This window comes from Actinomyces ruminicola, assembly GCF_900103885.1.
GTDB lineage: Bacteria > Actinomycetota > Actinomycetes > Actinomycetales > Actinomycetaceae > Actinomyces > Actinomyces ruminicola.
The window spans coordinates 762,223-784,744 of record NZ_FNIM01000001.1; the positions used below are offsets into that span (position 1 = coordinate 762,223).

The 22,522-nt window shown below is 68.3% G+C and carries 17 protein-coding genes; 3 read left to right on the forward strand and 14 right to left on the reverse strand.

Annotated elements, in window-relative coordinates; all coding sequences use genetic code 11:
• Window positions 1–50: 50 nt before the first annotated feature.
• Window positions 51–1,394 carry an ABC transporter substrate-binding protein gene (locus BLR49_RS03275; protein ID WP_176765748.1) on the reverse strand — a complete coding sequence of 448 codons (1,344 nt, stop codon included), beginning with the start codon at window positions 1,392–1,394 and terminating at the stop codon, window positions 51–53.
• A gap of 165 nt (window positions 1,395–1,559) precedes the next feature.
• Here BLR49_RS03275 and BLR49_RS03280 point away from each other — a divergent pair, with 165 nt between their 5' ends.
• On the forward strand, window positions 1,560–2,570 hold the full coding sequence (locus BLR49_RS03280) for a LacI family DNA-binding transcriptional regulator (RefSeq protein WP_092533178.1): 1,011 nt from the start codon (window positions 1,560–1,562) through the stop codon (window positions 2,568–2,570).
• Between the two features lie 58 nt (window positions 2,571–2,628).
• Here the strand turns inward: BLR49_RS03280 and BLR49_RS03285 are convergent, their stop codons facing one another.
• From BLR49_RS03285 to BLR49_RS03305, 5 genes are all read right to left on the reverse strand, one after another.
• Window positions 2,629–3,924, reverse strand: a complete 1,296-nt coding sequence (locus BLR49_RS03285) for an ABC transporter substrate-binding protein (RefSeq protein ID WP_092533181.1) — start codon at window positions 3,922–3,924, stop codon at window positions 2,629–2,631.
• Between the two features lie 56 nt (window positions 3,925–3,980).
• Complete coding sequence (locus BLR49_RS03290; RefSeq protein ID WP_218121290.1) at window positions 3,981–6,347, reverse strand: glycoside hydrolase family 3 N-terminal domain-containing protein; 2,367 nt, start codon at window positions 6,345–6,347, stop codon at window positions 3,981–3,983.
• A 30-nt stretch (window positions 6,348–6,377) separates the two neighbouring features.
• Entirely contained in the window at window positions 6,378–7,289 is a 912-nt protein-coding gene (locus tag BLR49_RS03295; protein ID WP_092533184.1) for a carbohydrate ABC transporter permease, read from the reverse strand.
• Window positions 7,286–8,266 carry a carbohydrate ABC transporter permease gene (locus tag BLR49_RS03300; RefSeq protein WP_092533187.1) on the reverse strand — a complete coding sequence of 327 codons (981 nt, stop codon included), beginning with the start codon at window positions 8,264–8,266 and terminating at the stop codon, window positions 7,286–7,288. The genes BLR49_RS03295 and BLR49_RS03300 overlap by 4 nt, the downstream gene beginning before the upstream one ends.
• 89 nt (window positions 8,267–8,355) lie before the next feature.
• A complete protein-coding gene (locus BLR49_RS03305; protein ID WP_218121291.1) occupies window positions 8,356–9,675 on the reverse strand; it encodes an extracellular solute-binding protein in 1,320 nt (439 codons plus the stop codon).
• A 135-nt stretch (window positions 9,676–9,810) separates the two neighbouring features.
• Between BLR49_RS03305 and BLR49_RS03310 the strand changes: the two genes are divergently transcribed.
• Both BLR49_RS03310 and BLR49_RS03315 read left to right on the forward strand, forming a co-directional pair.
• Window positions 9,811–10,818, forward strand: coding sequence for an acetylxylan esterase (locus tag BLR49_RS03310; RefSeq protein ID WP_092533190.1), 1,008 nt, complete (start codon window positions 9,811–9,813; stop codon window positions 10,816–10,818).
• Window positions 10,819–10,864: 46 nt separating this feature from the next.
• Window positions 10,865–11,902 (forward strand): LacI family DNA-binding transcriptional regulator, encoded by a 1,038-nt coding sequence (locus tag BLR49_RS03315; RefSeq protein ID WP_092533193.1) that lies wholly within the window; start codon window positions 10,865–10,867, stop codon window positions 11,900–11,902.
• A 105-nt stretch (window positions 11,903–12,007) separates the two neighbouring features.
• On the opposite strand, the gene mmsB is transcribed toward BLR49_RS03315, so the two are convergent.
• From mmsB to BLR49_RS03355, 8 genes are all read right to left on the reverse strand, one after another.
• Window positions 12,008–13,189 (reverse strand): multiple monosaccharide ABC transporter permease, encoded by a 1,182-nt coding sequence (gene mmsB, locus BLR49_RS03320; RefSeq protein ID WP_092533196.1) that lies wholly within the window; start codon window positions 13,187–13,189, stop codon window positions 12,008–12,010.
• The gene (mmsA, locus tag BLR49_RS03325) at window positions 13,189–14,727 is read right to left on the reverse strand and encodes a multiple monosaccharide ABC transporter ATP-binding protein (RefSeq protein ID WP_092533199.1); all 1,539 of its coding nucleotides are present in this window, start codon (window positions 14,725–14,727) and stop codon (window positions 13,189–13,191) included. Before mmsA ends, mmsB begins: the two co-directional genes overlap by 1 nt.
• Window positions 14,728–14,745: 18 nt before the next feature.
• A complete protein-coding gene (chvE, locus tag BLR49_RS03330) occupies window positions 14,746–15,906 on the reverse strand; it encodes a multiple monosaccharide ABC transporter substrate-binding protein (RefSeq protein WP_092533202.1) in 1,161 nt (386 codons plus the stop codon).
• A gap of 805 nt (window positions 15,907–16,711) precedes the next feature.
• On the reverse strand, window positions 16,712–17,779 hold the full coding sequence (locus BLR49_RS03335; protein ID WP_245690349.1) for a LacI family DNA-binding transcriptional regulator: 1,068 nt from the start codon (window positions 17,777–17,779) through the stop codon (window positions 16,712–16,714).
• A complete protein-coding gene (locus tag BLR49_RS03340) occupies window positions 17,764–18,747 on the reverse strand; it encodes an aldose 1-epimerase family protein (protein ID WP_092533207.1) in 984 nt (327 codons plus the stop codon). The genes BLR49_RS03335 and BLR49_RS03340 overlap by 16 nt, the downstream gene beginning before the upstream one ends.
• Window positions 18,748–18,925: 178 nt before the next feature.
• Window positions 18,926–20,431, reverse strand: coding sequence for an arabinosylfuranosidase ArfA (arfA, locus tag BLR49_RS03345; protein WP_245690351.1), 1,506 nt, complete (start codon window positions 20,429–20,431; stop codon window positions 18,926–18,928).
• A gap of 35 nt (window positions 20,432–20,466) precedes the next feature.
• Entirely contained in the window at window positions 20,467–21,978 is a 1,512-nt protein-coding gene (gene araA / locus BLR49_RS03350) for an L-arabinose isomerase (protein ID WP_176765749.1), read from the reverse strand.
• A gap of 87 nt (window positions 21,979–22,065) precedes the next feature.
• On the reverse strand, window positions 22,066–22,522 hold a 457-nt coding region (locus BLR49_RS03355; RefSeq protein ID WP_176765750.1), incomplete at its 5' end, for an L-ribulose-5-phosphate 4-epimerase.

Genomic DNA, 22,522 nt, shown 5'->3' on the forward strand with positions numbered 1-22,522 from the left:
CGCTGCCGCGTCTTGGAGAGACCGCTGTGGAAGCAACTCAGGCATTGCGCTCACCTCTCCGAGTCCACAACCGCCTGTAGCGCGGACAGCACTTCCTCGATCGTGACCGTCCCCGCGATAAGGCCGATCAGACCGTCCCGGTAGGCGCTGTTGAGATCCGCGCTGACGTCGGCGAAACGCGTGACACTGCTGCCGCCGGCCTGCTCCGTGTACGTCTGCAGGGATTCCTTCTGCACCTCGGGGTCGACCAGGTCGATGGCGTCCCAGTCGGGGGTGACTCCCTCAAGCGCGGGGATGTCATTGAGAGTGTCGGCGATCGCCTGCTGACCGGCACTTGAGGCGGCCAGCCAGGTGACGAAGGTGGTGGCCGCGGCCTGCTGCTGAGACATGCCGCTGACGGCAACACCGTAATCCGCGTCACCGAAGTAGCCGCCGATATTGCCCGTGCCCGCGACGTCCGGGAAGTCGATCGGAAGGATCGTGAACGGCTCCGGGTTGGACACCCCGGCGGCCTCCATGGCCGCCACCATCGCGTCCTTGACCGCGTACTGCGTGTACCAGGACCCCATCATGATCATGGCGTACTTGCCGGACATGAACATGTTGTTGGCGTCAGGGTACTGCTGGAGCCCGATCGCACCATCCTGCATGATCCCCTCATCGAAGAGGCTCTGCCAAATCTCGAGGCCCTGGGTGAAGATCGGGTCGCTGAACGGGATCTCCCCCTTCGCAGCCGCCACATATGAGCCCGGCCTGATGTTCTCCATGATCGCCTCGAAGGTGTCCATGTCGAAGGCGTGCTGGCCGGCGCCCTGAACGAAGCCGCCGACGCCCGCCGCTCGGAAGGCCTCGCAGACCGACTTCCACTCGTCCAAAGTGGTCGGATGCTTGAGGCCGTGCTCGTCAAAGAGGTCCTGGTTGACCCACAGGCCGCCGGAGTACACGGCGCCGGGGGACAGGCCGACCAGCTTGTCGCCGACGGTGAGTCCGTCGACCCCGATCGAGGCGAGCCTGCTCTTCCAGTCGTCGCCCAGCGCCGCGGTCACCGCCTCCGTAAGGTCGATGGCGCCGGCTTCGAAGGTCTGGACTCCGCCGTTGGCAGAGCCAGGAGCGACGTTGAAGACGTCCGGTCCGTCCTTGGAGGTGATTGCGGGGCTGAGCACGGAGTCGTAGGAGTCGATCGGCTTGGAGACGAACTCGACGTGAATATCGGGGAACTCCTGGTTGAAGGCCTCGATGATCTTAGCCGCGTTGGCGGCGTCCGGCGTCCAGCCCCACCAGGTGATGTCACCGGCCGTGGCCGAGCCCTGTTGCTCCTGCCCGCCGCCGCACGCGCCGATGCCGGCAGCGATGGCGATAGCTGCGGCTAGACCGCCGAAGGATCGACGAGTCATGGGAAAGTTTCGCGAGTAGTGCATCATTGCACCTTCCTCCTAGCAAGCTCATTGTCCCCAAGAAGGGTTGCACACACCTTCGAGTGCCACGAAAGTTTCTTTTATCTTTCGTGGCTCGCTAATCTAGTTCCATCGGCTGGTCCTGTCAAGAGAGGAGCCCCGACGATGAGCCAGCGGGTCACAATCGCCTCCATCGCCCGGCAGGCCGGGGTCTCGGTCCCGACGGTCTCGAAAGTGCTCAACGGCCGCCCCGGCGTTTCAGAGACGACGCGCCGCGAGGTCGAGGCACTCGCGTCGGCGCTCGGCTACAAGCCCCGCCACACCACCCGCCCGGCTCCGAGCCATCTGGTCGACTTCGTGATCTCCGGGCTCGACACGCAGTGGGCATCCGCGCTGCTCACCGGCGCCCAGGCCGAGGCCGCCCGCAGAGGAAAGGACCTCGTGGTCACCGCGACCCACGGATCTCCCGTCGGGGGAGCCCACTGGGTGGATCATCTGGTCACCCGCGGCTCCGCAGGAGTGGTCGTCGTCGTCTCGGAACTGCTCGAGGTGACCGAGCGCAAGATGCGCCAGCTGAAGATGCCGGTGGTCCTTCTCAACCCGTCAGGACACCAGCACCGTGACATCCCCACCGTCGCGGCCACGGACTGGGCGGGCTCACGGGACGCCACAGAGCACCTGGTCGCCCTCGGTCACCGCCGGATCGCCTACATCACCGGCCCGATGGACCTCGTCTCTCACCAGGACCGTCTTGACGCCTACCGCTCCGTCCTCAGCCGCCACCAGATACCCTACGACCCCGAGCTCGTCGTCACCGGCAACTCCCTGTTCGAGGGCGGCTACCGGCTCACTCCGCGGCTGCTCGCCCTGGACAACCCGCCTACGGCAATCCTCAACGGCTCAGATGAGCAGGCCTACGGCAGCTACCGGGCGATCAAGGACGCCGGCTTGGCAATCCCCGAAGACATCTCCGTCATCGGCTTCGACGACGTGGACCTGTGCCAGTGGGTCTCGCCCCCCATGACCACCGTCCACCAGCCCCTGATCGAGATGGCGCAGGAGGCCACGCGCATGGTCATCGATCTCTCCGAGGATCCGCACGCGCCGGCGCAGAACATCGAACTCGCCACGACCCTGGTCGTGCGTTCATCGACAGGGCCCGCGCCCCGCCACTGAGCGGAGCGGCATCAGACCGGACGGGAGCCGCCGCGCACTCGCCCGCGCCTGGACCCCGTCACTCCTTGGCCGCCGCGGCGGCCATGGCGTCGACAATGCCCTGGGCGTCGCCCTTGCCCGCCAGCATGTCGACCACCGCGACGTTGAGCGCGTTGCCGACGTTCTGCCCCAGGGACGTGTCCAGCCACACCTGCGAGTAGGCGGCGTCGTTGCCCGCCTGCATGGCGTCGGCCAGGGGCCCCGCCGCAATCACCCCCTGGGCGTCCCGGTTGGCGGGCAGCATGTCGAAGGCCTCGGCGTAGGCCTCCTGGTTGTCCTTGGTCATGATGAAGTTGAGGAACTCGGCGCACAGCTCGGCCGGGGCCGTAGCAGAGCAGGAGTAGCCGTCAACGCCACCCATGATGGCGGTCGGGTCGCCCTCGCCGCCCTCAACGGCCGGGAAGGGGAACCAGCCCAGATCGGGCAGCGGCTGCTCATCCGGCGTCAGCGAGGCGATGACACCCACATCCCAGGTGCCCATGAGCTCCATGGCGGCCTGGTGGTTGGCCACCAGCCCCGCGGACGAACCCGCGCCCTGCTGGGCGGAGGTGGTCAGGAAGCCGCTGTTGAAGGGCTCGGTGCCGGCGAAGTCGGCCAGGTCGTCCCCGGCGTCGACCCAGCACTGGTCGGAGAACTCCAACTCCGCCAGCGACGACTCCAGCGTTTCCTGACTGCACTCGCGCAGCACGAACTGGTAGTACCAGTGGGCGGCCGGCCAGGCGTCCTTGGCGCCCAATGCGATTGGAGCAGTGCCGGACTCCTTCAGCTTGGCCACCGCGTCGGAAAGCTCCGCAATCGTCGTCGGCGTCTCGGTGATGCCGGCGGCGTCGAACAGCTCCTGCGAGTAATAGATCCCCTCCGGCTGGAAGGAGGTGGGCATCGCATACAAGGAGCCATCGATGGTGTAGGGCGCAAAGGTGCCCTCGGCCACCGATTCGCGCACCTCCGGGTCCACCAGATCCGTGATGTCGAGCAGCTGCCCCGCCTCAACCATGTCGGCCATCTTGCCGCCGCCGCGCTGGACGAAGAGGTCCGGGGCCTGCCCGCCGGCCAGCGCCGTCTGCAGCTTGCCGTCGATGTCCTCGTTGGAGATCGCCACCACATCGATGGTCACGCCTTCGTGGGCGGCCTCGAAGTCGGCAGTCACCTCCTCCCAGTACGCGGCCCAGGCGGGGGTGGTGGAGTTGTTCCAGAAGGTCAGCGTGACCTCCTCCCCACCGTCGGCCGAGTTCGCACCGCATGCGGTCAGCGCCAGCGAAGCAGCCAGCGCGGCGGCGGCTCCGAGGCGGCGTCCGCGCCCCGCAGATTGCTTCATCTTGGAAACCTCCGTAGTAGATCGCTTGTGACTGGCGGAAGCCGCAGCAGGGGCCCTCAGGCGGGCGTCACGGCCACCGGCGTGGTGAGCACCCGGCCCTCGCCGACCACGCGGCGCCGGCCGGTGATCTCGACGGCCAGACCCTCCAGCCGGTCCTCGCTGCTGGTGCCGGCGGCGAGCAGGATCTGGCCGGGCTCGACGATGCGCCGGTGGTCGACGCCGGTGAAGGAGGTGCGGTCGGCGTGCACCGTGAAGGTCACGCGCTTGGACTCCCCCGCCTCCAGGTCCACCTTGGCGAAGCCGATGAGGCTCTTCAGCGGGCGCACCACCTCGGCCACCGGGTCGGACAGGTACAGCTGGACCACCTCGGCGCCGGCGCGGTCGGAGGTGTTGGTGACCGTGACCGCGTACTCGACCTGGCCGTCTACGTCCGTCTGCGCGGCGGAGACGGCGGGATCGGTAAGGATGAAGGTCGAGTAGCTGAGCCCGTAGCCGAAGGGGTACAGCGGCGTGGGATCCAGGTTGGAGATGCCGTCGGCGTGCCAGGCGAGCGGAGCCGCCAGGTAGGTGCCCGGCTGGCCGCCGCGCCCGGCGGGGATGGCGACGGGCAGGTGCCCGGAGGGGTTGACGGCTCCGGTGAGCACGCCGGCAATGGCGTCGGCGCCCTCCACGCCCGGCATGAAGGCCTGCACGATGGCTGCGCAGCGGTCGGCGTACTCCCCCAGCGCATAGGGGCGCCCGGTGACCAGCACCAGCACGGTGGGCGTGCCGGTCGCCAGCACGGCCTCCAGCAGCTCCCCCTGGCGTCCGGGCAGGCCCAGGTCGACGACGTCGCAGCCCTCCCCCGAGGTGCCGCCGCCGAAGAGCCCGGCGATGTCGCCCAGGGTCACGACGGCGACCTCGGCGGCCGCGGCGGCCGCGACGGCGGCCTCGAAGTCCTCGGCGCGCCCGTCGATGAAGCCGACGCCCTGGTGGAAGGTGGCCTCGCCGGGGTGGGCGGCGCGCAGCGCCTCGGGCAGGTCGCGGATCTCCAGCCCGGTGGTGCGGCCGCCGTCGCGGCTGAGCACGTGGTTGGGGAAGGAGTAGCAGCCCAGGAAGGAGCGCACGTCCTCCCATACCGGCCCGGACACGGCCAGGCGCGCCCCGGGCGCGAGCGGCAGCACGCCGTCGTTCTTCAGCAGGACCACCGACTCCTCGGCCATGGCGCGGGCCACCGCCCGGTTGCCGGGCGAGTCGAGGTCGCGCTGCGGGTCGACGCCGGAGGCCGGCTCCCAGTCGGCGTCGAGCAGGCCCAGCTCGGCCTTCTGGGTCAGCACCCGGCGCACGGCGGTGTCGAGTTCGGCCTCGGTGAGCAGACCGGCGTCCAGGGCGGCGCCGAGGTGGGAGTAGCAGGTGGTCTCCGGCAGCTCCACATCCAGCCCGGCGCGCACCGCCAGCGCGGCGGCGTGCGCGTAGTCCCCGGCCACGTGGTGCATGGCCTCTAGGAAGCGCACCGACCAGTAGTCGGAGACCACGGTGCCCGCGAAGCCCCAGCGCTCCCGCAGCACCTCGGTGAGCAGGTGGCGGGATGCGGCCACCGGTTCGCCGTCGATGTCGGAGTATGAGTTCATCACGCCGGCGACGCCGCCCTCGCGCACCGCCATCTCGAAGGGCGGCAGCATGACGTCCTCGAGCTCGCGCACGCCCATGGACACCGGCGCGTGGTTGCGGCCCGCCTTCGAGGCCGGGTAGGCGACGAAGTGCTTGAGGGTGGCGTGCACGCCCTGGGCCTGCAGGCCGCGCACGTAAGCGGTGCCGAGCGTGCCCACGAGGTAGGGGTCCTCACCGCAGGTCTCCTCCACGCGGCCCCACCGGTAGTCGCGCACGACGTCGAGCAGCGGCGCCAGGCCCTGGTGCACGCCGACGGCATGCAGGTCGGCGCCGATGCACCCGGCCATCCGCTCCACGAGCGCGGGCCGCCAGGTGGCGCCCCAGGCGATGGCGGCGGGGTAGACGGTCGCGCCCAGGGCGGTGAACCCGGTCAAGCACTCCTCGTGGGCGATGGCCGGGATGCCGAAGGCGTTGCGGGAGACCACGTCGCGCTGGAGGCGCTCCAGCTTGGCCGCCCCCTCTGCGACGCTGATCGGATCGGTTCCGTAGACGCGGGTCAGATGCCCCAGCCCGCCGTCTGTGCTCTCCTCCCAGCCCTGGCGCCCGACCTTGAACGCGTCCTCCATGGGGGCGACCTGGTGAGCGGGGTCGGATGCGTCCGCGTCGCCGTCGTGCTCGCCGGTGCCGGCCGGCTCCGGTGCGGGCACGTCCGCCTCCTCGTCGCGCTCCCAGAAGGAGGCGAGCTGGTGGATCTTCTCCTCGCGGCTCATGGCGGCCAGGAGGGCGTCGACACGCCGGCCGACGGGCAACGATGGGTCGTTCCAGGTGTTCACGGTTGACTCCGATTGCGGTTGAGGTAGCGGTCAGCCCTTGACGGCGCCGGTCAGCCCGCCGACGATGCGCCGCTCGAAGAGGCTGAAGACCACCAGCGCGGGGATCATGGACAGCGAGGTGAAGGCGAGCACCTGCGCGGTGTTGACCGAGTGCTCCGAGGCGAAGGCCTGCACCCCCAGCGGGAGGGTGTACTTGGAGCGGTCGGTCAGGATGAACAGCGGCAGCATGTAGGAGTTCCAGGAGCCTACGAAGGTGAGGATGCCGGTGGTAACCACACCGGGTGCGGACAGCGGCACCACCACCCGCCAGAAGAATCCCATGCGCCCGCAGCCGTCCAGGGAGGCGGCCTCCTCCAGCTCCTTGGGGATGGCCCGCAGGAACGGCACCAGGATGATGACCGTCTGTGGCAGGGCGAAGGCGATGCCGGGGATGATGATGCCCGCCAGCGAGTTCATCATGCCCAGGTTCTTGATCAGGATGTACAGCGGCGTGATGGCCACTGTCATGGGGAACATGAGCCCGGCGGCGAACAGCATGTACAGGGCGCTGCCGCCCTTGAAGGGGTAGCGGGCGATGACGAAGCTGACCATGAGCCCGAGGGTGACGGTGCCGATGGTGCCGCAGGCGGCGGCGATCGTGGAGTTGCCGACCTGCTGCCAGAATCCGGAGCTGGCCAGCACCACTCGGTAGTTGTCCACCACCCAGGGATCGGGCAGGCCCGCGGGATCGGCGGTGATCTGCGAGTTGTTGCGGAAGCCGCCGAGGATTACGTAGGCGACCGGGGCGAGCAGGGCGGCGATTACCAGCGCTGCCACCAGGTAGACCACCGGGCTGGCCCATTCGGGCTTCTGCTTCGCGGAGCGTCCGCGACGACGGCGCGGGCCGGATTCCGCCGGGGCGGCGGGGGCGAGAGGTTTGATGGGGGTGGCGGCGGCGGTCATCGGCTGCTCCCGGTCAGTGCGCCCTCGGTGTCACGGCGCAGGACGAATCGTTGATAGGTAAGGGCGATCACCAGGGAGATGAGGAAGAGCACCACGGCAACCGCGTTTCCGTAGCCGTAGTTGCCGCTCATGCGCCCGTTGACCACCATGTAGGTCGCCATGGTCGAGGTACCGGCGGTGGAGGAGATGTACTGTCCCCAGATGATGTACACCAGGTCGAACAGCTGCAGGGAGCCGATGATGGACAGGAAGCCCCACATGCGCATGGTCGGGCCCAGCAGAGGAATCGTGATCTTGCGCTGGATCTGCCAGTAGGAGGCGCCGTCGACCTTGGCGGCCTCGGTCAGCTCCTCCGGAATGCCCTGCATACCCGCCAGGAAGATGATGACCGCGAAGCCGGCGTACTTCCAGGTCAGGATGAACAACAGGATCGTCAGGGCCGTCTTGGGGTCGGAGATCCAGTCATTGGCGAGGGCGCCGAGTCCGAGCTTGCGCAGCAGGCCGTTCATGGCGCCGTCGGTCTGCAAGATCAGCCCCCAGGCGGTTCCGGCGATGACCTCGGAGATGACGTAGGGGATGAAGATCAGGACGCGGATGACCGACTGGCCGCGCATCTTCTTGTTCAGCAGTAGCGCCAGGAGCAGGGCGAAGGGGCCCTGCAGGGCGAGCGAGCCGAAGACGACGATGGCGTTGTGCCGAAGCACGTTGTGGAACTCGGGGTCGGTCAGGATCGTGCGGTAGTTCTCGAAGCCGACGAAGTTGGTGGGGACGCCGAAGCCCTTCCACTTGAAGAAGCCGTAGTAGGCGGCCATGATCACCGGCAGGATGACGAAGGTCAGGAACATGATGACGGCGGGAGCAGACAGGGCGGTGATCTCCACCCGGTCCCGCCAGGACAAGGAGCTGGGGCTCTTCCTCTTCTTGGACCGCCTGACGGCGGTGGCGCCGCCGGCAGGCGCTGAAGTTGCTGCTGTCATGTGCGGGTCTCGTTTCGTGAGTGGGCCGCGGCGCGCCCGAAGGCGTGTCCTGGCGCGCCGCGGCCGACTGGTTGGGGAGTTGAGGGGAACTATTCCTTGGCGGCGGCCGCGCTCATGGCGTCAACGATGCCCTGAGCGTCGCCCTTGCCCGCCAGCATGTCGACCACCGCGACGTTGAGCGCGTTGCCGATGTTCTGCCCCAGGGACGTGTCCAGCCACACCTGGGAGTAGGCGGCGTCGTTGTTGGCCTCCACCTGCGGGAGCAGCGCCTCCTGGGTAACCACGTCCTGCGCCTTCTCATTGACGGGGATGGTCTCGAAGGCGTCGGCGTAGGCCTCCTGGTTCTCTTCGCTCATGAAGAAGTTGAGGAACTCGGCGCACAGCTCGGCCGGGGCGGTGGAGGAGCAGGCATAGCCGTCCACTCCACCCATGATGGCGGTCGGGTCGCCCTCGCCGCCCTCGACGGCCGGGAAGGGGAACCAGCGCAGGTCGGGCAGCGGCTGCTCATCCGGCGTCAGCGAGGCGATCACACCGACGTTCCAGGTGCCCATGAGCTCCATGGCGGCCTGGTGGTTGGCCACCATGCCGGCCGAGGAGCCGGCGCCCTGCTGGGCGGAGGTGGTCAGGAAGCCGCTGTTGAAGGGCTCGGTGCCGGCGAAGTCGGCCAGGTCCTGCCCGGCGTCGACCCAGCACTGGTCGGAGAACTCCAGCTCGGACAGTGAGGTCTCCAGCACGTCCTGGCTGCACTCGCGCAGGGCGAAGAAGTAGTACCAGTGGGCGGCCGGCCAGGCGTCCTTGGCGCCCAGGGCGATGGGCGAGGTACCGGAGTCCTTGAGCTTGGCCACCGCGTCGGACAGCTCCGCGATCGTGGTCGGCTCCTCGGTGATGCCCGCGGCGTCGAACAGGTCCTTGGAGTAGTAGATGCCACCGGGCTGGAGCGAGGTGGGCATGGCGTAGACGCCGTCATCGATCGTGTAGGCGGAGAAGGCGCCCTCGGGTACCTCAGCGGCCACGGTCTCGTCGATCATGTCCGAGATGTCGAGGATGAGTCCGGCATCGACCATGTCGCGCAGCTTGCCGCCGCCGCGAGCGAGGAAGACATCGGGCCCCTCGCCGGCGTTCTGCGCCGTCTGCAGCTTGCCGTCCAGGTCCTCGTTCTGGATGGCCTGGACCTCCACCGTGACACCCTCGTGCGAGGCCTCGAATTCGGAGGCAATGGTCTCCCAATACTCCGAGCCGGGGCCTGTGGTCGCGTTGTGCCACAGGGTGAGGGTGTTGTCGTCACCGCCTGCGGATCCACCGCCGCAGGCGGCCAGCGCCAGCGAGGCGGCCAGCACGCCGGTCATCACTCCGGCGATGCGGCGGCGGGAACGGGCAGCGTGGGGGTTATGAGCGCTGAGCTTCATCATTGAAACCTCCGGATACGGACGCGTCCGATCGGGCTGATCGAAATATTTCGCGAATCCGTCTGACAGGTTTAGTATAGCCGCGCACATAAACCTGTCAAGTAGTGTGCTACCGCACTCTCCAACGAAGGAGCCACCATGTCCTACTTCGACCTGCCGCTGCCGGAGCTCGAGGCCTACGCCCCAGACCTGAGCGAGCCGGAGGACTTCGACGCCTTCTGGACGCGCACGCTCGCCGAGAGCCCCTTCGCCCCGTCCAGCGTCACCATCACCCCCGTGACGACGCCGCTGCTCACCCACCGGGTTCACGATGTCACCTTCGGCGGCTACGCCGGCGACCCCATCCGGGCCTGGCTCATCACCCCGGCCGAAGCCGAGAGGCCGCTGCCCGCCGTCGTCGAGTTCCTCGGCATGGGCGGCGGCCGCGGCATGCCCCAGGATCACCTGACCTGGGCGGCCGCGGGGTATGCGCACCTGGTCATGGACACTCGGGGACAGGGGTCGCACTGGGGCTCCGGGGGCGACACCCCCGACCCCCACGGCACGGGCCCGGCCGCGGCCGGGTTCGCCACCCACGGGCTGCAGTCCCCAGACGACTACCTGTACCGCCGCCTGTTCGTCGATGCCCACCACGCCGTCGAAGCCGCCGCGGTCCTGCCGGAAGTGGATGCCGCCCGGATCGCCGTCACCGGCGTCTCGCAGGGCGGCGGCATGGCCATTGCCGCGGCCGGTCTGAACCACCGAGTCATTGCCGCCATGCCGGATGTGCCCTTCATGTGTGCCCTCCCCCGTGCGGTCGGGCTTACGGACGACCCGCCTTACGCGGACATCGCCGGATACCTGGCCGTGCACCGCGACGAGGTCGAGCAGGCGTACCGCACGCTCGCCTACTTCGACGCCGCGCTGCTGGGCGCACGGGCCGCCTGCCCGGCCCTGTTCTCCACCGGGCTGATGGACACCACCTGCCCGCCCTCGACCGTCTTCGCCGCGCGCAACTTGTGGGGGCAGGCCTCCGCAAAGCCTCCGGCACGCCCGCAGATCCGCGTCTACCCGTTCAACGGCCATGAGGGCGGCGAGTCCTACCAGTGGCGCGAGCAGGTCGCCTGGCTGGCCACGCTGCTCCGGGACCTGCAGCAGTCCTGCTAGCCTCCGTCTACACGGCGGGCTCCAACGGCCCTGAGGGGAGAATGACGTGGAACCTCGGCAACGAGTAACTCTTGACGACGTCGCCGCTGCGGCCGGCGTATCCAAATCGGCCGCCTCCAAGGCGCTGAACAATCGCGCCGACGTGTCCGCCGCCACCCGGGAGCGCGTGCTGGCGGCCAGCGAGGACCTGGGCTACGTCCGCCCGGAGTCAACACCGGTTCGCAGCTACCCGCAGATCGCCATGGTCTCCGACGACCTCGCCACCGCCTATACCATCGAGGTGCTCAAGGGGGCCGCGACCGCCGCCCTCAACGCCGGCGTCGCCCTCAACACCACCTACACGCCCGAGCCGGCGCCGCATGAGCACCCGGTCCCCTTCGAACCGGAATGGTTCACGCTGCTGAAGTCCACCGACCACATCGGGCTCATCGTGCTGACCTCACCACTGACCCGCGAGCAGCATACGAGCGCCCGGCGCATCGGCCTGCCCGTGGTGCTGATCGATCCCTCCGGCCCGCAGGAGCGCGGAGTGGCCTCGATCGGGGCGACCAACTGGAATGGCGGCGTGGATGCCACCGAGTACCTCATCGGGCTCGGTCATGAGCGGATCGCCCTGGTTGGAGGACCGCAGGACTCGGTGCCCGCGCGCGAGCGCCATCAGGGGTATCTGTCGGCGCTGCAGATGCACTCGCTGCCCGTGCGCGCGGAGCTGATCTCCTCCGGGCCCTACAGCTACGACAACGGTCTGCGGCAGGGCCGCCGCCTGCTGTCTTTGCCCGAGGGCCAGCGCCCGACGGCGGTCTTCGCCGCCTCGGACACGACGGCGCTCGGCATCTACGAGGCCGTGCGCGAGGCCGGGCTGCGCATCCCGGAGGACTTCAGCGTGGTCGGCTTCGACGACACGGAGATGGCCGGCTGGGCGGCGCCACGGCTCACGACCGTGCGCCAGCCCCTGTTCCGCATGGGGCAGGAGGCCGTGCGCATGATCGTGGACAACCACCGCGGCCGGCCTCTGCTGACCACGACGCCCGTGCGGCTGAGCACCAGACTGGTGATTCGCGACTCCGCCGCCCCGCCGCGCTAGCGCACTCGCCTACAGCGGAGGCGACGCCGTCGCCTTGGCGTGGTCGCGGTTCTCCCAGCCCGCTCACACGGTCCTGGTAGCGAACGCGAGTTGCGGGGCCGTGTTCTAGGCGGTCACGGCGCGCCGCTTGTTGAGCAGGTCGAAGGCGACGGCGCCGAGCACCACCAGCCCCTTGATGGCCTGCTGGTAGTCGATGCCGACGCCCAGCAGGGACATGCCGTTGTTCATGACCGCCATCACCAGACCGCCGACGATGGCGCCCGCCACGGTGCCCACTCCGCCGGTGACGGCCGCACCGCCGATGAAGCAGGCGGCAATGGCATCGAGCTCGAAACCCTGACCGGCCTTGGGACCGGCCATGTTCAGGCGCGAGGTGAAGATGACGCCGGCGAGCGCGCACAGCACCCCGTTGTTGACGAATACCCAGAACCGGACCCAGCGGACCTTCACGCCGGACAGGGCAGCCGCCTCCCTGTTGCCTCCGATCGCGTAGATCTGGCGACCGATAACGGTGCGTCCGGCCACGAAGGAGTAGATCAGAATCAGCGCCGCCAGGATGATCAGCACGTAGGGAGTGCCCTTGTAGGTGGCGATCTTCCAGGCGAAGGCCATGCCGATGGCGCACACGAGCACGATGCGACCGATCCAGATGCCGCGGGAGGCCACCGGCACCTGATTGGCGAGGTACCGACGCCGGTTGCGCACCTCGGAGAACACGTATGCGGCGAGCGCGAGCGCGGCGAGCAACAGCGTGAAGACGTCGTATCCGTATCCGCCGAGCAGTCCATTGAGATAACCCGAGGAGATCTCCCGGAAGCCGCCGGGGAACGGGGAGATGGACAAGTTGTGCAGCACGATCATCGTCAGCCCCCGGAAGATGAGCATGCCGGCGAGAGTGACTATGAATGCGGGAATGCCGACGAAGGCGATCCAGAATCCTTGCCAGACGCCTACGAGCAGACCGGTGATCAGCGCGGCGACCACGCCCAGCCACCAGGGCAGGCCGTGGTTCACGGTTACCACGCCGGCGACGGCGCCGGTCAGGGCCACCACCGACCCGACCGAGAGGTCGATGTCCGCCATGAGAATAGCGAAGAGCATGCCGATCGCCAGAACCAGAACGTAGGCGTTCTGCACAATGATGTTGGAGACGTTCTGAGAGGAGAGGATCTGGCCGTTGGTGGCAATCGCGAAGAAGGCGATGATCACCACCAGGGCCACGGCGAGCCCGCCCTGCCGCAGATTCGCGCGCAGCGCGTCTTTGAGCGTTGACAGTGTGTTGGACATTAGTCTTCCTTGATCTGGGTCATGTGGCGCATGAGGGTCTCCTGATCCGCCTCGCTGCGGTCCAGGTCGGCGGTGACTCGTCCCGCCGAAAGGGTGTAGATGCGGTCGCAGATGCCCAGGAGTTCGGGCAGCTCCGAGGAGATGACGAGTACGGCCTTGCCTGCGTCCGCGAGCTGATCGATGATCTGGTAGATCTCATACTTCGCGCCGACGTCGATGCCGCGGGTGGGCTCGTCGAGGATCAGTACATCCGGTTCGGCGGCCACCCATTTGGCAAGCACGACCTTCTGCTGGTTGCCTCCCGACAGCCCACCGACCACGGACTCGATGGTGGGCGCCTTTACCGCCATCTGACCGCACAATTCGGTGACAATGGCGCGCTCCTGGTGCAGATCGAGCACACCCCGCCGGGAGAACCTGCGCGGCGAGGCCGCTGAGACGTTGCGTCGGATCGATTCGATGAGGTTGAGGCCGTAGCGTTTGCGATCCTCCGACACATAGGCAATGCCGTTGGCAATCGCTGAAGCGACGTCCTTTATCTCGATCTCGCGGCCGTCCTTGAGTACCCTGCCGGTGATGTCGCTGCCCCAGGAGCGGCCGAACAGACTCATCGCCAGCTCGGTGCGTCCGGCCCCCATGAGGCCGGCCAGTCCAACGATCTCCCCATGCCTGAGCACGATGTCGACAGCATCCACCACGGTGCGCGACGGGTCGGCGGGGTGGTGAACCGTCCACTGCTCGAGTCGCAGCGCCTCGCCGTCGACGTGGGATACGTGGTCGGGGAAGCGCTGGTCCAGGGTACGCCCCACCATCAGGCGAATGAGCTCATCCTCGGCGACGCCTCCCTCACGGTGCATATCCAGGGTGGCGACGGTGTGCCCGTCCCGGATGATCGTGGTGGAATCCGCAACCTGCCTGATCTCTCCGAGCTTGTGAGAGATGATGATGCAGGTAATGCCACGATCCCGCAGCTGGCGCATCAGGTCGAGCAGGTGGGCGGAGTCTTCGTCGTTGAGGGCGGCGGTGGGCTCGTCGAGGATCAGCAGGCGCACGTCCTTGGACAGCGCCTTGGCGATCTCCACCAGCTGCTGCTTGCCGACGCCGATGTCCTGTACACGGGTGGCGGGGTTCTCGCCCAGCCCGACCCGGGCCATGATCTTCTTGGCATCGCTGTTGGTCCGGTGCCAGTCGATGACGCCGCGGGAGGCGCGCTCGTTGCCCAGGAAGATGTTCTCCGCGATCGACAGGAAGGGGCTCAGCGTCAGCTCCTGGTGGATGATCGCGATGCCGGCGCTTTCCGACGCCTTGATGTCGGAGAAGCTCACCTCCTGGCCGTCCAGCAGAATCTGCCCGTCATAGGTGCCGTGCGGATGCACGCCGGACAGCACCTTCATCAGGGTCGACTTGCCGGCGCCGTTCTCGCCGCAGATGGCATGGATCTCGCCGCGCCCCACCGCGAAGTTGACGTCGTCCAGGGCCACTACTCCGGGAAACCGCTTGGTGATGCCCCGCATTTCCAGAATGTTGTCAGCGGCCATTGCGGGCTCCCGTTCCGCTCACTTGATCTCATCCTCGCTCAGGTAGCCGGTGTCTATCAGTGAGCTCTGCACGTTGTCCTTGGTGATGATCTCGGACTTGAGCAGGTAGGAGGGGACCACCTTGACCCCGTTGTCGTAGGTCTCGGTGTCGTTCACCTCCGGCTCCTCGCCCCCGAGCACCGCCACGGCCATCTGCACCGCGGCGTCGGCGAGGTCACGTGTGTCCTTGAAAATGGTGGAGTACTGTTCCCCGGCCATGATCGACTTGATTCCGGCAACCTCGGCGTCCTGACCGGTGACGGTCGGGTAGGGCTGCGCGTCGGTGCCGTAGCCGGCGCCCTTGAGCGCCCCGAGGATGCCGATCGACATGGAGTCCAGCGGCGAGAGCACGCCGTCGACCCGGCTGCCGTCGGAGTAGGTCGAGGTGATCAGATTGTCCATGCGGGACTGGGCGGTGGCGGCATCCCAGCGCATGGTGGCGACAGTGCCGAATTCGGTCTGACCGGACTTGACGTTGATCACGCCGCTGTCGATGTATGGCTGGATGACATCCATGGCCCCGTTGAAGAAGAAGGGCGAGTTGTTGTCGTCCGGGGATCCGCCGAACAGCTCGATGTTGTACGGCTCATCCGGGGAGAGGCCGGCATCGTTTCCATCGGCGTCGAGGACGCCCATGCCGATGAGCAGGGAGGTGCCCATCTGCGTGCCGACGTCGTAATTGTCAAAGCTCGTGTAGTAGCTGACGTTCTCGTTGTCACGGATGAGGCGGTCGTAGGAGATGACCGTGATGCCCGCCTCCCCCGCGGAGTCCAGCTGCCCGGACAGGGCGGTGCCGTCGATAGGCGCGATGATGAGCAGGTTGACCCCCTGCGTGATCATGTTGTCGATCTGGTTGGCCTGCGTGGGAATGTCATCCTCGGCGAACTGCAGGTCCACGTTGTACCCGAGCTTTTCCAGCTGGGCCTTGATGTTGGAGCCGTCCTTGATCCACCGCTCCGATGACTTGGTGGGCATGGCGACGCCGATCTTGAGCTCCGAGGGGTCCTTGCCGGCCGTGTCACTGCCGGCACCGCCGGCGGCTCCGGAGCCGCCACAGGCAGCCAGGGCAGTGGCAACCGCCGCGGTCACGCCCCCAGCTAGAACCGCACGGCGGGAGAGAGTCGGTATGGGTCGGGACATGATGCATCTCCTCCTCAGGGTCTTCAGGAACCCGGTGCGCACTGCGCCTCGACGCGCCGGCCACCGGGAGGTGACACCAGTGTGAACGTTCACTTTCGGTATGTCAATCCCGTATCGGACAACTTGTGTGTCACTCAAACAGCTAAGCACTGATCTTTTAGGCTGCTTTAGCCGCTTGGTTTTCTGGCTCTTCGTGTGTCGGGAGCGTGGTGGTTGCTGCGTTGACGATGGATGTCTTTCGGTCGACGGTTCGTCCGGAACGGCGACGGTTCGTGCATCTACCCCGCGACCGTCGTGGGAAGCGGCGAAGTGCAGGTCCCAGGTGACGAACCGTCGTCACTGCCCGTGAACCGTCGGGTCTCCAGCGGGCGCCTGAGACGCACTTGAAAGCAGACCCGACCCCGCCGGGCGCGTGCCGCACCGCGGCGCCCCATGCCGGCACCGGCTCGCCGTCCACTCCCGCACGCTCTACTTGGACCGCGCTCCGCTACTTGGACCGCGCTCCGCTACTTGGACCGCGCTTTTCTACTTGGACCGTCTGAGAGCGCGTCTAGGACGGTCCAAACGGCGGCAGACGGTCCAAAGTGGCGGTAGACGGTCCAACCGCGCAGGACCGCCGGTGGCCCGCCGCGCACGGACCACAGCCGACGCGCACACGCTGCGCACCCACACCCGCACAGAACCACCGCCCCGCGCACACCCCATGCAAACACGAAGAGCCGGTCTTCTAGAGCGAACCTTCACCTGCGCTATCTACAGGGGAGCACCAACTCGGCCGCTGCCGGGCCCACCAACCGGCTCCGCGTCAGCAGCTGGACCGGCGCACCCGCAGGGTCGGGGAGATCGAGTGGGTGGCACCCGCTTCGCCGTCGATGGCACGCAGGAGCACCTCCATGCACAGCACGCCGAGCTCATCGAAGGGCTGCCGCACGGTGGTCAGTGGCGGGGAGAAGAAGGCCGTGCCGGGGGTGTCGTCGAAGCCGACCACGGCGATGTCCTCGGGTACGCGCACCCCCTGGTCGCGCAGCGCCGCCAGCATCCCGAGCGCCATGAGGTCGTTGGCGCAGAAGACCGCCTCGGGGAGTCCTCGCGCCACCATCTCGGTGCCGGCCTCGTACCCGCATTCGGCGCTCCAGTCCCCCACCAGCATCGGCGGGGCCTCGTGGCCGGCGTCCTCCAGCCCGATCCGCCAGCCGCGCGCGCGGGCGAGGGCGTCGTACCAGTCCTGCGGCCCCGCCAGGTGGGCGACGGTCTCCCGGCCCAGCCCGAGCAGGTGCCCCACCGCCATACGCGCGCCGAGCTCCTGATCGACCGAGACCACGTGGATGCGCTCGCTCGGAGCCAGGCCGTCCGCGATGACCACGAGCGGCACCGCCCGGGCCACCCGTTCGGTGGAGGTGGCGATCCAGGTCTGCGGGGCGACGGCGATGATCCCGTCCACGCCGCGGGCGATCAGGAAGTCAAAGGCCTCCCGGATCTCCTTCTCCGCGTCCCGCTCATCGCGTTTTAGAGCCGTTACCAGTGTGGCATAGCCGACCTGCCGAGCGGCGACCTCGATGGCGGCCGTGGTGGAGGCCGGCCCCTGGAAGTGGGATCCGGTGGTCACCACCCCGATCATGCGCGTGGAGTCGGTGACCAGTGCTCGGGCCGCCATGTTGGGCCGGTAACCGAGCTGGTTAATGGCGTCCCGTACCTTCGCCAGCGTGGCGGGGCGGACCGACTCGGGGCGGTTGATGACGCGGGAGACGGTCTGGTGGGAGACACCGGCCAGCCGGGCCACGTCCATCATTCCCGGACGGCGCCCCAGCGGCGTTGAAGCCTCCTGCGCAGGCACGGCGGGCGTGCCCGCGGCCCGGTTCAGTCCTCCTCCCACATGCGCCAGCTGAAGGAGTGCGATTGCCCGATCGCGAGGGCGATCAGGTCCTGGCCGGTGTTGAAGGCGTTGGGCGGGCAGGTCATGGGTTCGACGGCGACGCCCCGCCGGCCCAGGTGCTCGGCGCTGTAGACCTGCACCCACGGGACGGCGGCGCTCATGACGACGCTGCGGTCCCCCTCGCCGCCGGTCAGGCGCACCTGCCAGTCGTCGGCGGGCAGACCGGTGTAGGCGTTGTCCGTGGCGGTGTCGGCCACCAGGCGTCCGGCGCGCCAGTCAGAGTCGGTGCCGGTCACGTCCCGCTCCCCCGCTGGCGCCATGTGGGCGTCGACGTCGAGGATGCGGTCCGCGGGCACCTGCAGTACGCACTCGTCCAGCGGGACCGAGCGGGTCAGGTACGGGTGGCAGGAGACCCCGTAGGGGGCGGGCGCCGGGGCGCCGTCCTCGATCGGTGCGCCGACGACGCCGGCGGCCGGGGACACGGCGGCGCCGACACAGGTGGAGGTGGTGGTGACGGTGAGTCCGGCCTCCGCGTCCAGCGCATAGCGGACGGTGATCTCCAGGGCCCAGGGGTAGGCGTAGGAGGCGGGCACGCTCAGGGCGAGCGTTACGGCGGCCGGGAACGGGTCGGCGCCCGCGGCGCCGTCGGCCCCGGGCTCGTCCACGACGGCGAAGTTCGCCCAGCCGACCAGGCCGTGCAGGGCCGCCCCGGTCTCGGGCTCGTTGCACGGCACGAGGTAGTCCACACCGCGGTAGGTGTAGCGGGACTCGGCGATGCGGTTGGGCCAGGGGACCAGGGTCTTGCCCTGCCAGGCGCCGGGCAGGCAGGCATCGGCGTCGAAGGGGATGACCAGGTCGCGACCCTGCCGCCGCAGGTGGACCAGGGTGGCGCCCGAGGCGGCGATGCGGGCCTCGTAGTCGCCGGCCCGCAGGTCGATGAGCTCTCCGTTGAGCGAGGGGTGGTTCATGCTTGCTTCCAGACTCTCGTGGGGCCGCCGCCCCGGATTGTTTCCCGATTGTCCTTAGGTTAGCCGAGGTCGACCAGTGCACGGCTCAGCGCGCTCTACGACCCGAAACGACAAACAACGCGACACCCAGTTGGGGCGTCGGCGACGGGCGGCCGGGCCCGCCGCCGACGTCTCCAGTTCAGACGAGCTCGACCGCCAGCCAGGAGGCGGGCGGCAGCGTGGTGGTGAGCACGCCGTCGGCCAGGGCCACTTCGTGGGGGACGGGGCGGATACGGTCGGGGTCGTCGGCGGTGTTGACGGCGTCGAGGTCGTCAGGGGCGATGATCTGCGCGGCCTTGACGCTGTTGGCACCGAGCGCCCCCAGCGCGGCGGTGAGGTCGATGGCTTGGTCCAGCGAGCGGTTGAGAGCCAGCAGCGAGCCGGTGCCCGTCTCCTCGTCCCAGGTGACCACGGCGTCGACGGCGTCGACCTCGCCGTAGCGCTCGGTGCCGGTGACCGGGCTGGCGACGACGGCGTCGTAGGCCTTGCCGTGGGCGATCCGGGAGGCGATGGCGAAGGGGTGGAAGGTGGTCTGCCGCCAGGCGCGCCCGCCCCTCTCGGTCATTATCGGCGCGATGACGTTGACCAGCTGGGCCAGCGAGGCGGCCTTGACGCGGTCGGCGTGGCGCAGCAGGGAGATGAGCATGCCGCCCACCGCCAGGGCGTCGGCACCGGTGTAGACGTCCTCGATGCGGGGGGCGGCCTCCGGCCAGTCGTCGGGGGCGAAGCCGTGCTCGATGGAGTTCCAGGCGCTCAGGCGCCAGACGTTCCACTCGTCGACGCTGACCATGATCTTCTTGCCGGAGTGGTGCTTGGCGCCGACGGCGTCCGCGGTGGCGATCACGCCGTCGATGAAGCGGTCCAGGTAGACGGCCGCGGCCAGGAGACTGGCCCGGTCCTGGGCGTCGGGGTCGACGTAGTGGTGGAGGCTGATGTAGTCGACCTCGTCGTAGGCCAGGTCGAGGATGGTGCGCTCCCAGTCGCCGAAAGTGGGCATGTCCCATGAGGATGAGCCGCAGGCCACCAGTTCGAGATCCTTGTCGACCATGTGCATGGCCCGGGCGGTGGACAGGGCCAGGTAGGCGTAGTCCTCGGCGTTCTTGTGGCCGACCTGCCAGGGCCCGTCCATCTCGTTGCCCAGGCACCACATGCGCACGTTGTAGGGCTGCTCGCGGCCGTTGGCGCGGCGCAGCTCGGCGTACTGGGTGTTCGCCCGGCCGTTGACGTAGTCGAGCAGGTTGACGGCCTCGGTCTCACCGCGGGTACCCAGGTTGATGGCCAGCATCGGCTCGATGCCGGCCCGGGCGCACCAAGTCATGAACTGGTCGGTGCCGAAGGTGTTGGGCTCGGTGGTGTGCCAGGCGAGCTCGAGCCGCCGGGGCCGGTTCTGGATGGGGCCTACGCCGTCCTCCCAGCGGTAGTTGGACACGAAGTTGCCGCCGGGGTAGCGCACGGTGGTGACGCCGAGCTCGCGCACGAGCTCCATGACGTCCTGGCGCAGGCCGTCGGCATCGGCGGTGGGATGGTCGGGCTCGAAGATACCGGTGTAGACGCAGCGTCCCATGTGCTCAACGAAGGAGCCGTACATGCGGGGCGAGATCTCACCGATGGGGCGGTCGGCGTCTACCGAGATGCGTGCGGTCAAAGCAGTCTCTCCTTTTTTCATGCGGGGCCGGCGGTTCAGCCCTGGGTGAGCCGGTAGTAGACCTGGGCACTGCGCAGCTCCTGGACGAAGTCGCGAGTGGTGGTGGACTCGTCGATGACGGCCAGCTCCATCCGCGCGATCTCGGCCAGGTCCTGCCACATCTCCAGGCTGGTCGCCGTGGTCATCACCGTGTGGTGGGCGGCGCCGGCCTGCATCCAGCACTCTGTGGAGGTGTAGAAGTCGGGGGCCGGCTCCCACACAGCGCGGGCCACCGGCAGCTTGGGCAGCGGCTCGTCGGGGCCGACGATCTCCACGACGTTAGCGGTCAGGCGGAAGCGCTCGCGCATGTCGGACATGGCGACCACGAGTCCGGCGCCGGTGTCGGCGTCGAAGACCAGGCGCACGGGGTCCTCGCGGTCCCCGATGCCCAGCGGATGGATCTCCAGGCGCGGCTTGGACACGGTCAGCGAGGGGCAGATCTCCAGCATGTGGGCGCCGAGGATCTTCTCCTTGCCGGGGGTCATCTCGTAGCAGTAGTCCTCCATGAGGGAGGCGCCGCCAGGCAGGCCTTGGCCCATCACCTTGGCGGCGCGCACGAGCAGGGCGGTCTTCCAGTCGCCCTCCGCGCCGAAGCCGTAGCCGTCGGCCATGAGCCGCTGGACGGCGAGCCCGGGCAGCTGGCGCAGCCCGCCGAGGTCCTCGAAGTTGGTGGTGAAGGCGGTGGCGCCGCGCTCCTGAAGGAACCGCCGCATGCCGGCCTCGATGCGGGCGCCGTAGCGCAGGGACTCGTGGCGCTCGCCGCCGGGGCGCAGTTCTTCGACGACGTCGTAGGCGGCGAGGTACTCCTCGACAAGGGCGCCGACCTCGGCATCGGTGACCGCGTCGACGACGGCCACGAGGTCGTTCACGCCCCAGGTGTTCACGCTGGCGCCCAGGCGCAGCTCGGCCTCGGTCTTGTCACCCTCGGTGACGGCCACATTGCGCATGTTGTCGCCGAAGCGGACCAGGCGGGTGTGGTGCAGGGCGTCCCAGCCGGCGGCGGCGCGCGCCCAGGTGCCGATCTTCGCCTGCGTGGCCGCCTGGGTGGCGTGGCCGACGACGACCTTGCGGGGCTGGTTCAGGCGGGTCAGGATGTAGCCGAACTCGCGGTCGCCGTGGGCGGCCTGGTTGAGGTTCATGTAGTCCATGTCAATGGTGGACCACGGCAGGGCCTGCGAGTACTGGGTGTGCAGCTGGACCAGGGGCTTGGCCAGCGCGTCGATGCCGCCGATCCACATCTTGGCCGGGGAGAAGGTGTGCATCCAGGCGATCACGCCGATGCAGGCGTCGTCGGCGTTGGCGGCGAGCATGGCGGTGCGGATGGCGTCGCGGTCCTTCAGGACCGGCTTCCAGACGATGCGCACCGGAATGGCGTCGGCGGCGTCCAGCCAGGCGGCGACCTGCCGGGACTGGTCGGCGACCTGGGCGAGGGTCTCCTCGCCGTACAGGTCCTGGCTTCCGGTCAGGAACCAGATCTCCTTGCCGTCGAAGGGGTTGGGCAGAGCCATGAGAGTTTCTCCTTTGAAATCGGTTATTGAAAGCTGGTCGGCGCCGGCCAGCGTGAGTCATCGTTGGTCGGTTCTGGTCAGGGCGGGTCAGTGTTGGCCGTAGACGTTCTGGTAGCGGTCGTTCAGGCGATCGATCAGCTCCTGCTCGATCGGCACCAACTGGCCCCCCTGACGGGCGATATGCACCGTACGCGCCACCTCCTCACACATCGCCGCAGCCTTCACCGCAGCCCGCGCATCCCGACCAACCGCGAACGGACCATGATTCGCCATCAACACCGCCGGCGACCGCGACCCCGAAAACGTCTCAACAATCCCCCGCCCAATCGAGTCATCCCCAATCAACGCAAACGGACCCACCGGAATCTCACCCCCAAACTCATCAGCCATCATCGTCAAAACACACGGCACCGGCTCCCGCCGCGCCGCCCAAGCCGTCGCATACGTCGAATGCGTATGCACCACCCCACCCACACCATCCATATGCCGATACACATACGCATGCGCCGCCGTATCCGACGACGGCACCAAGCCCTCCGGCGTC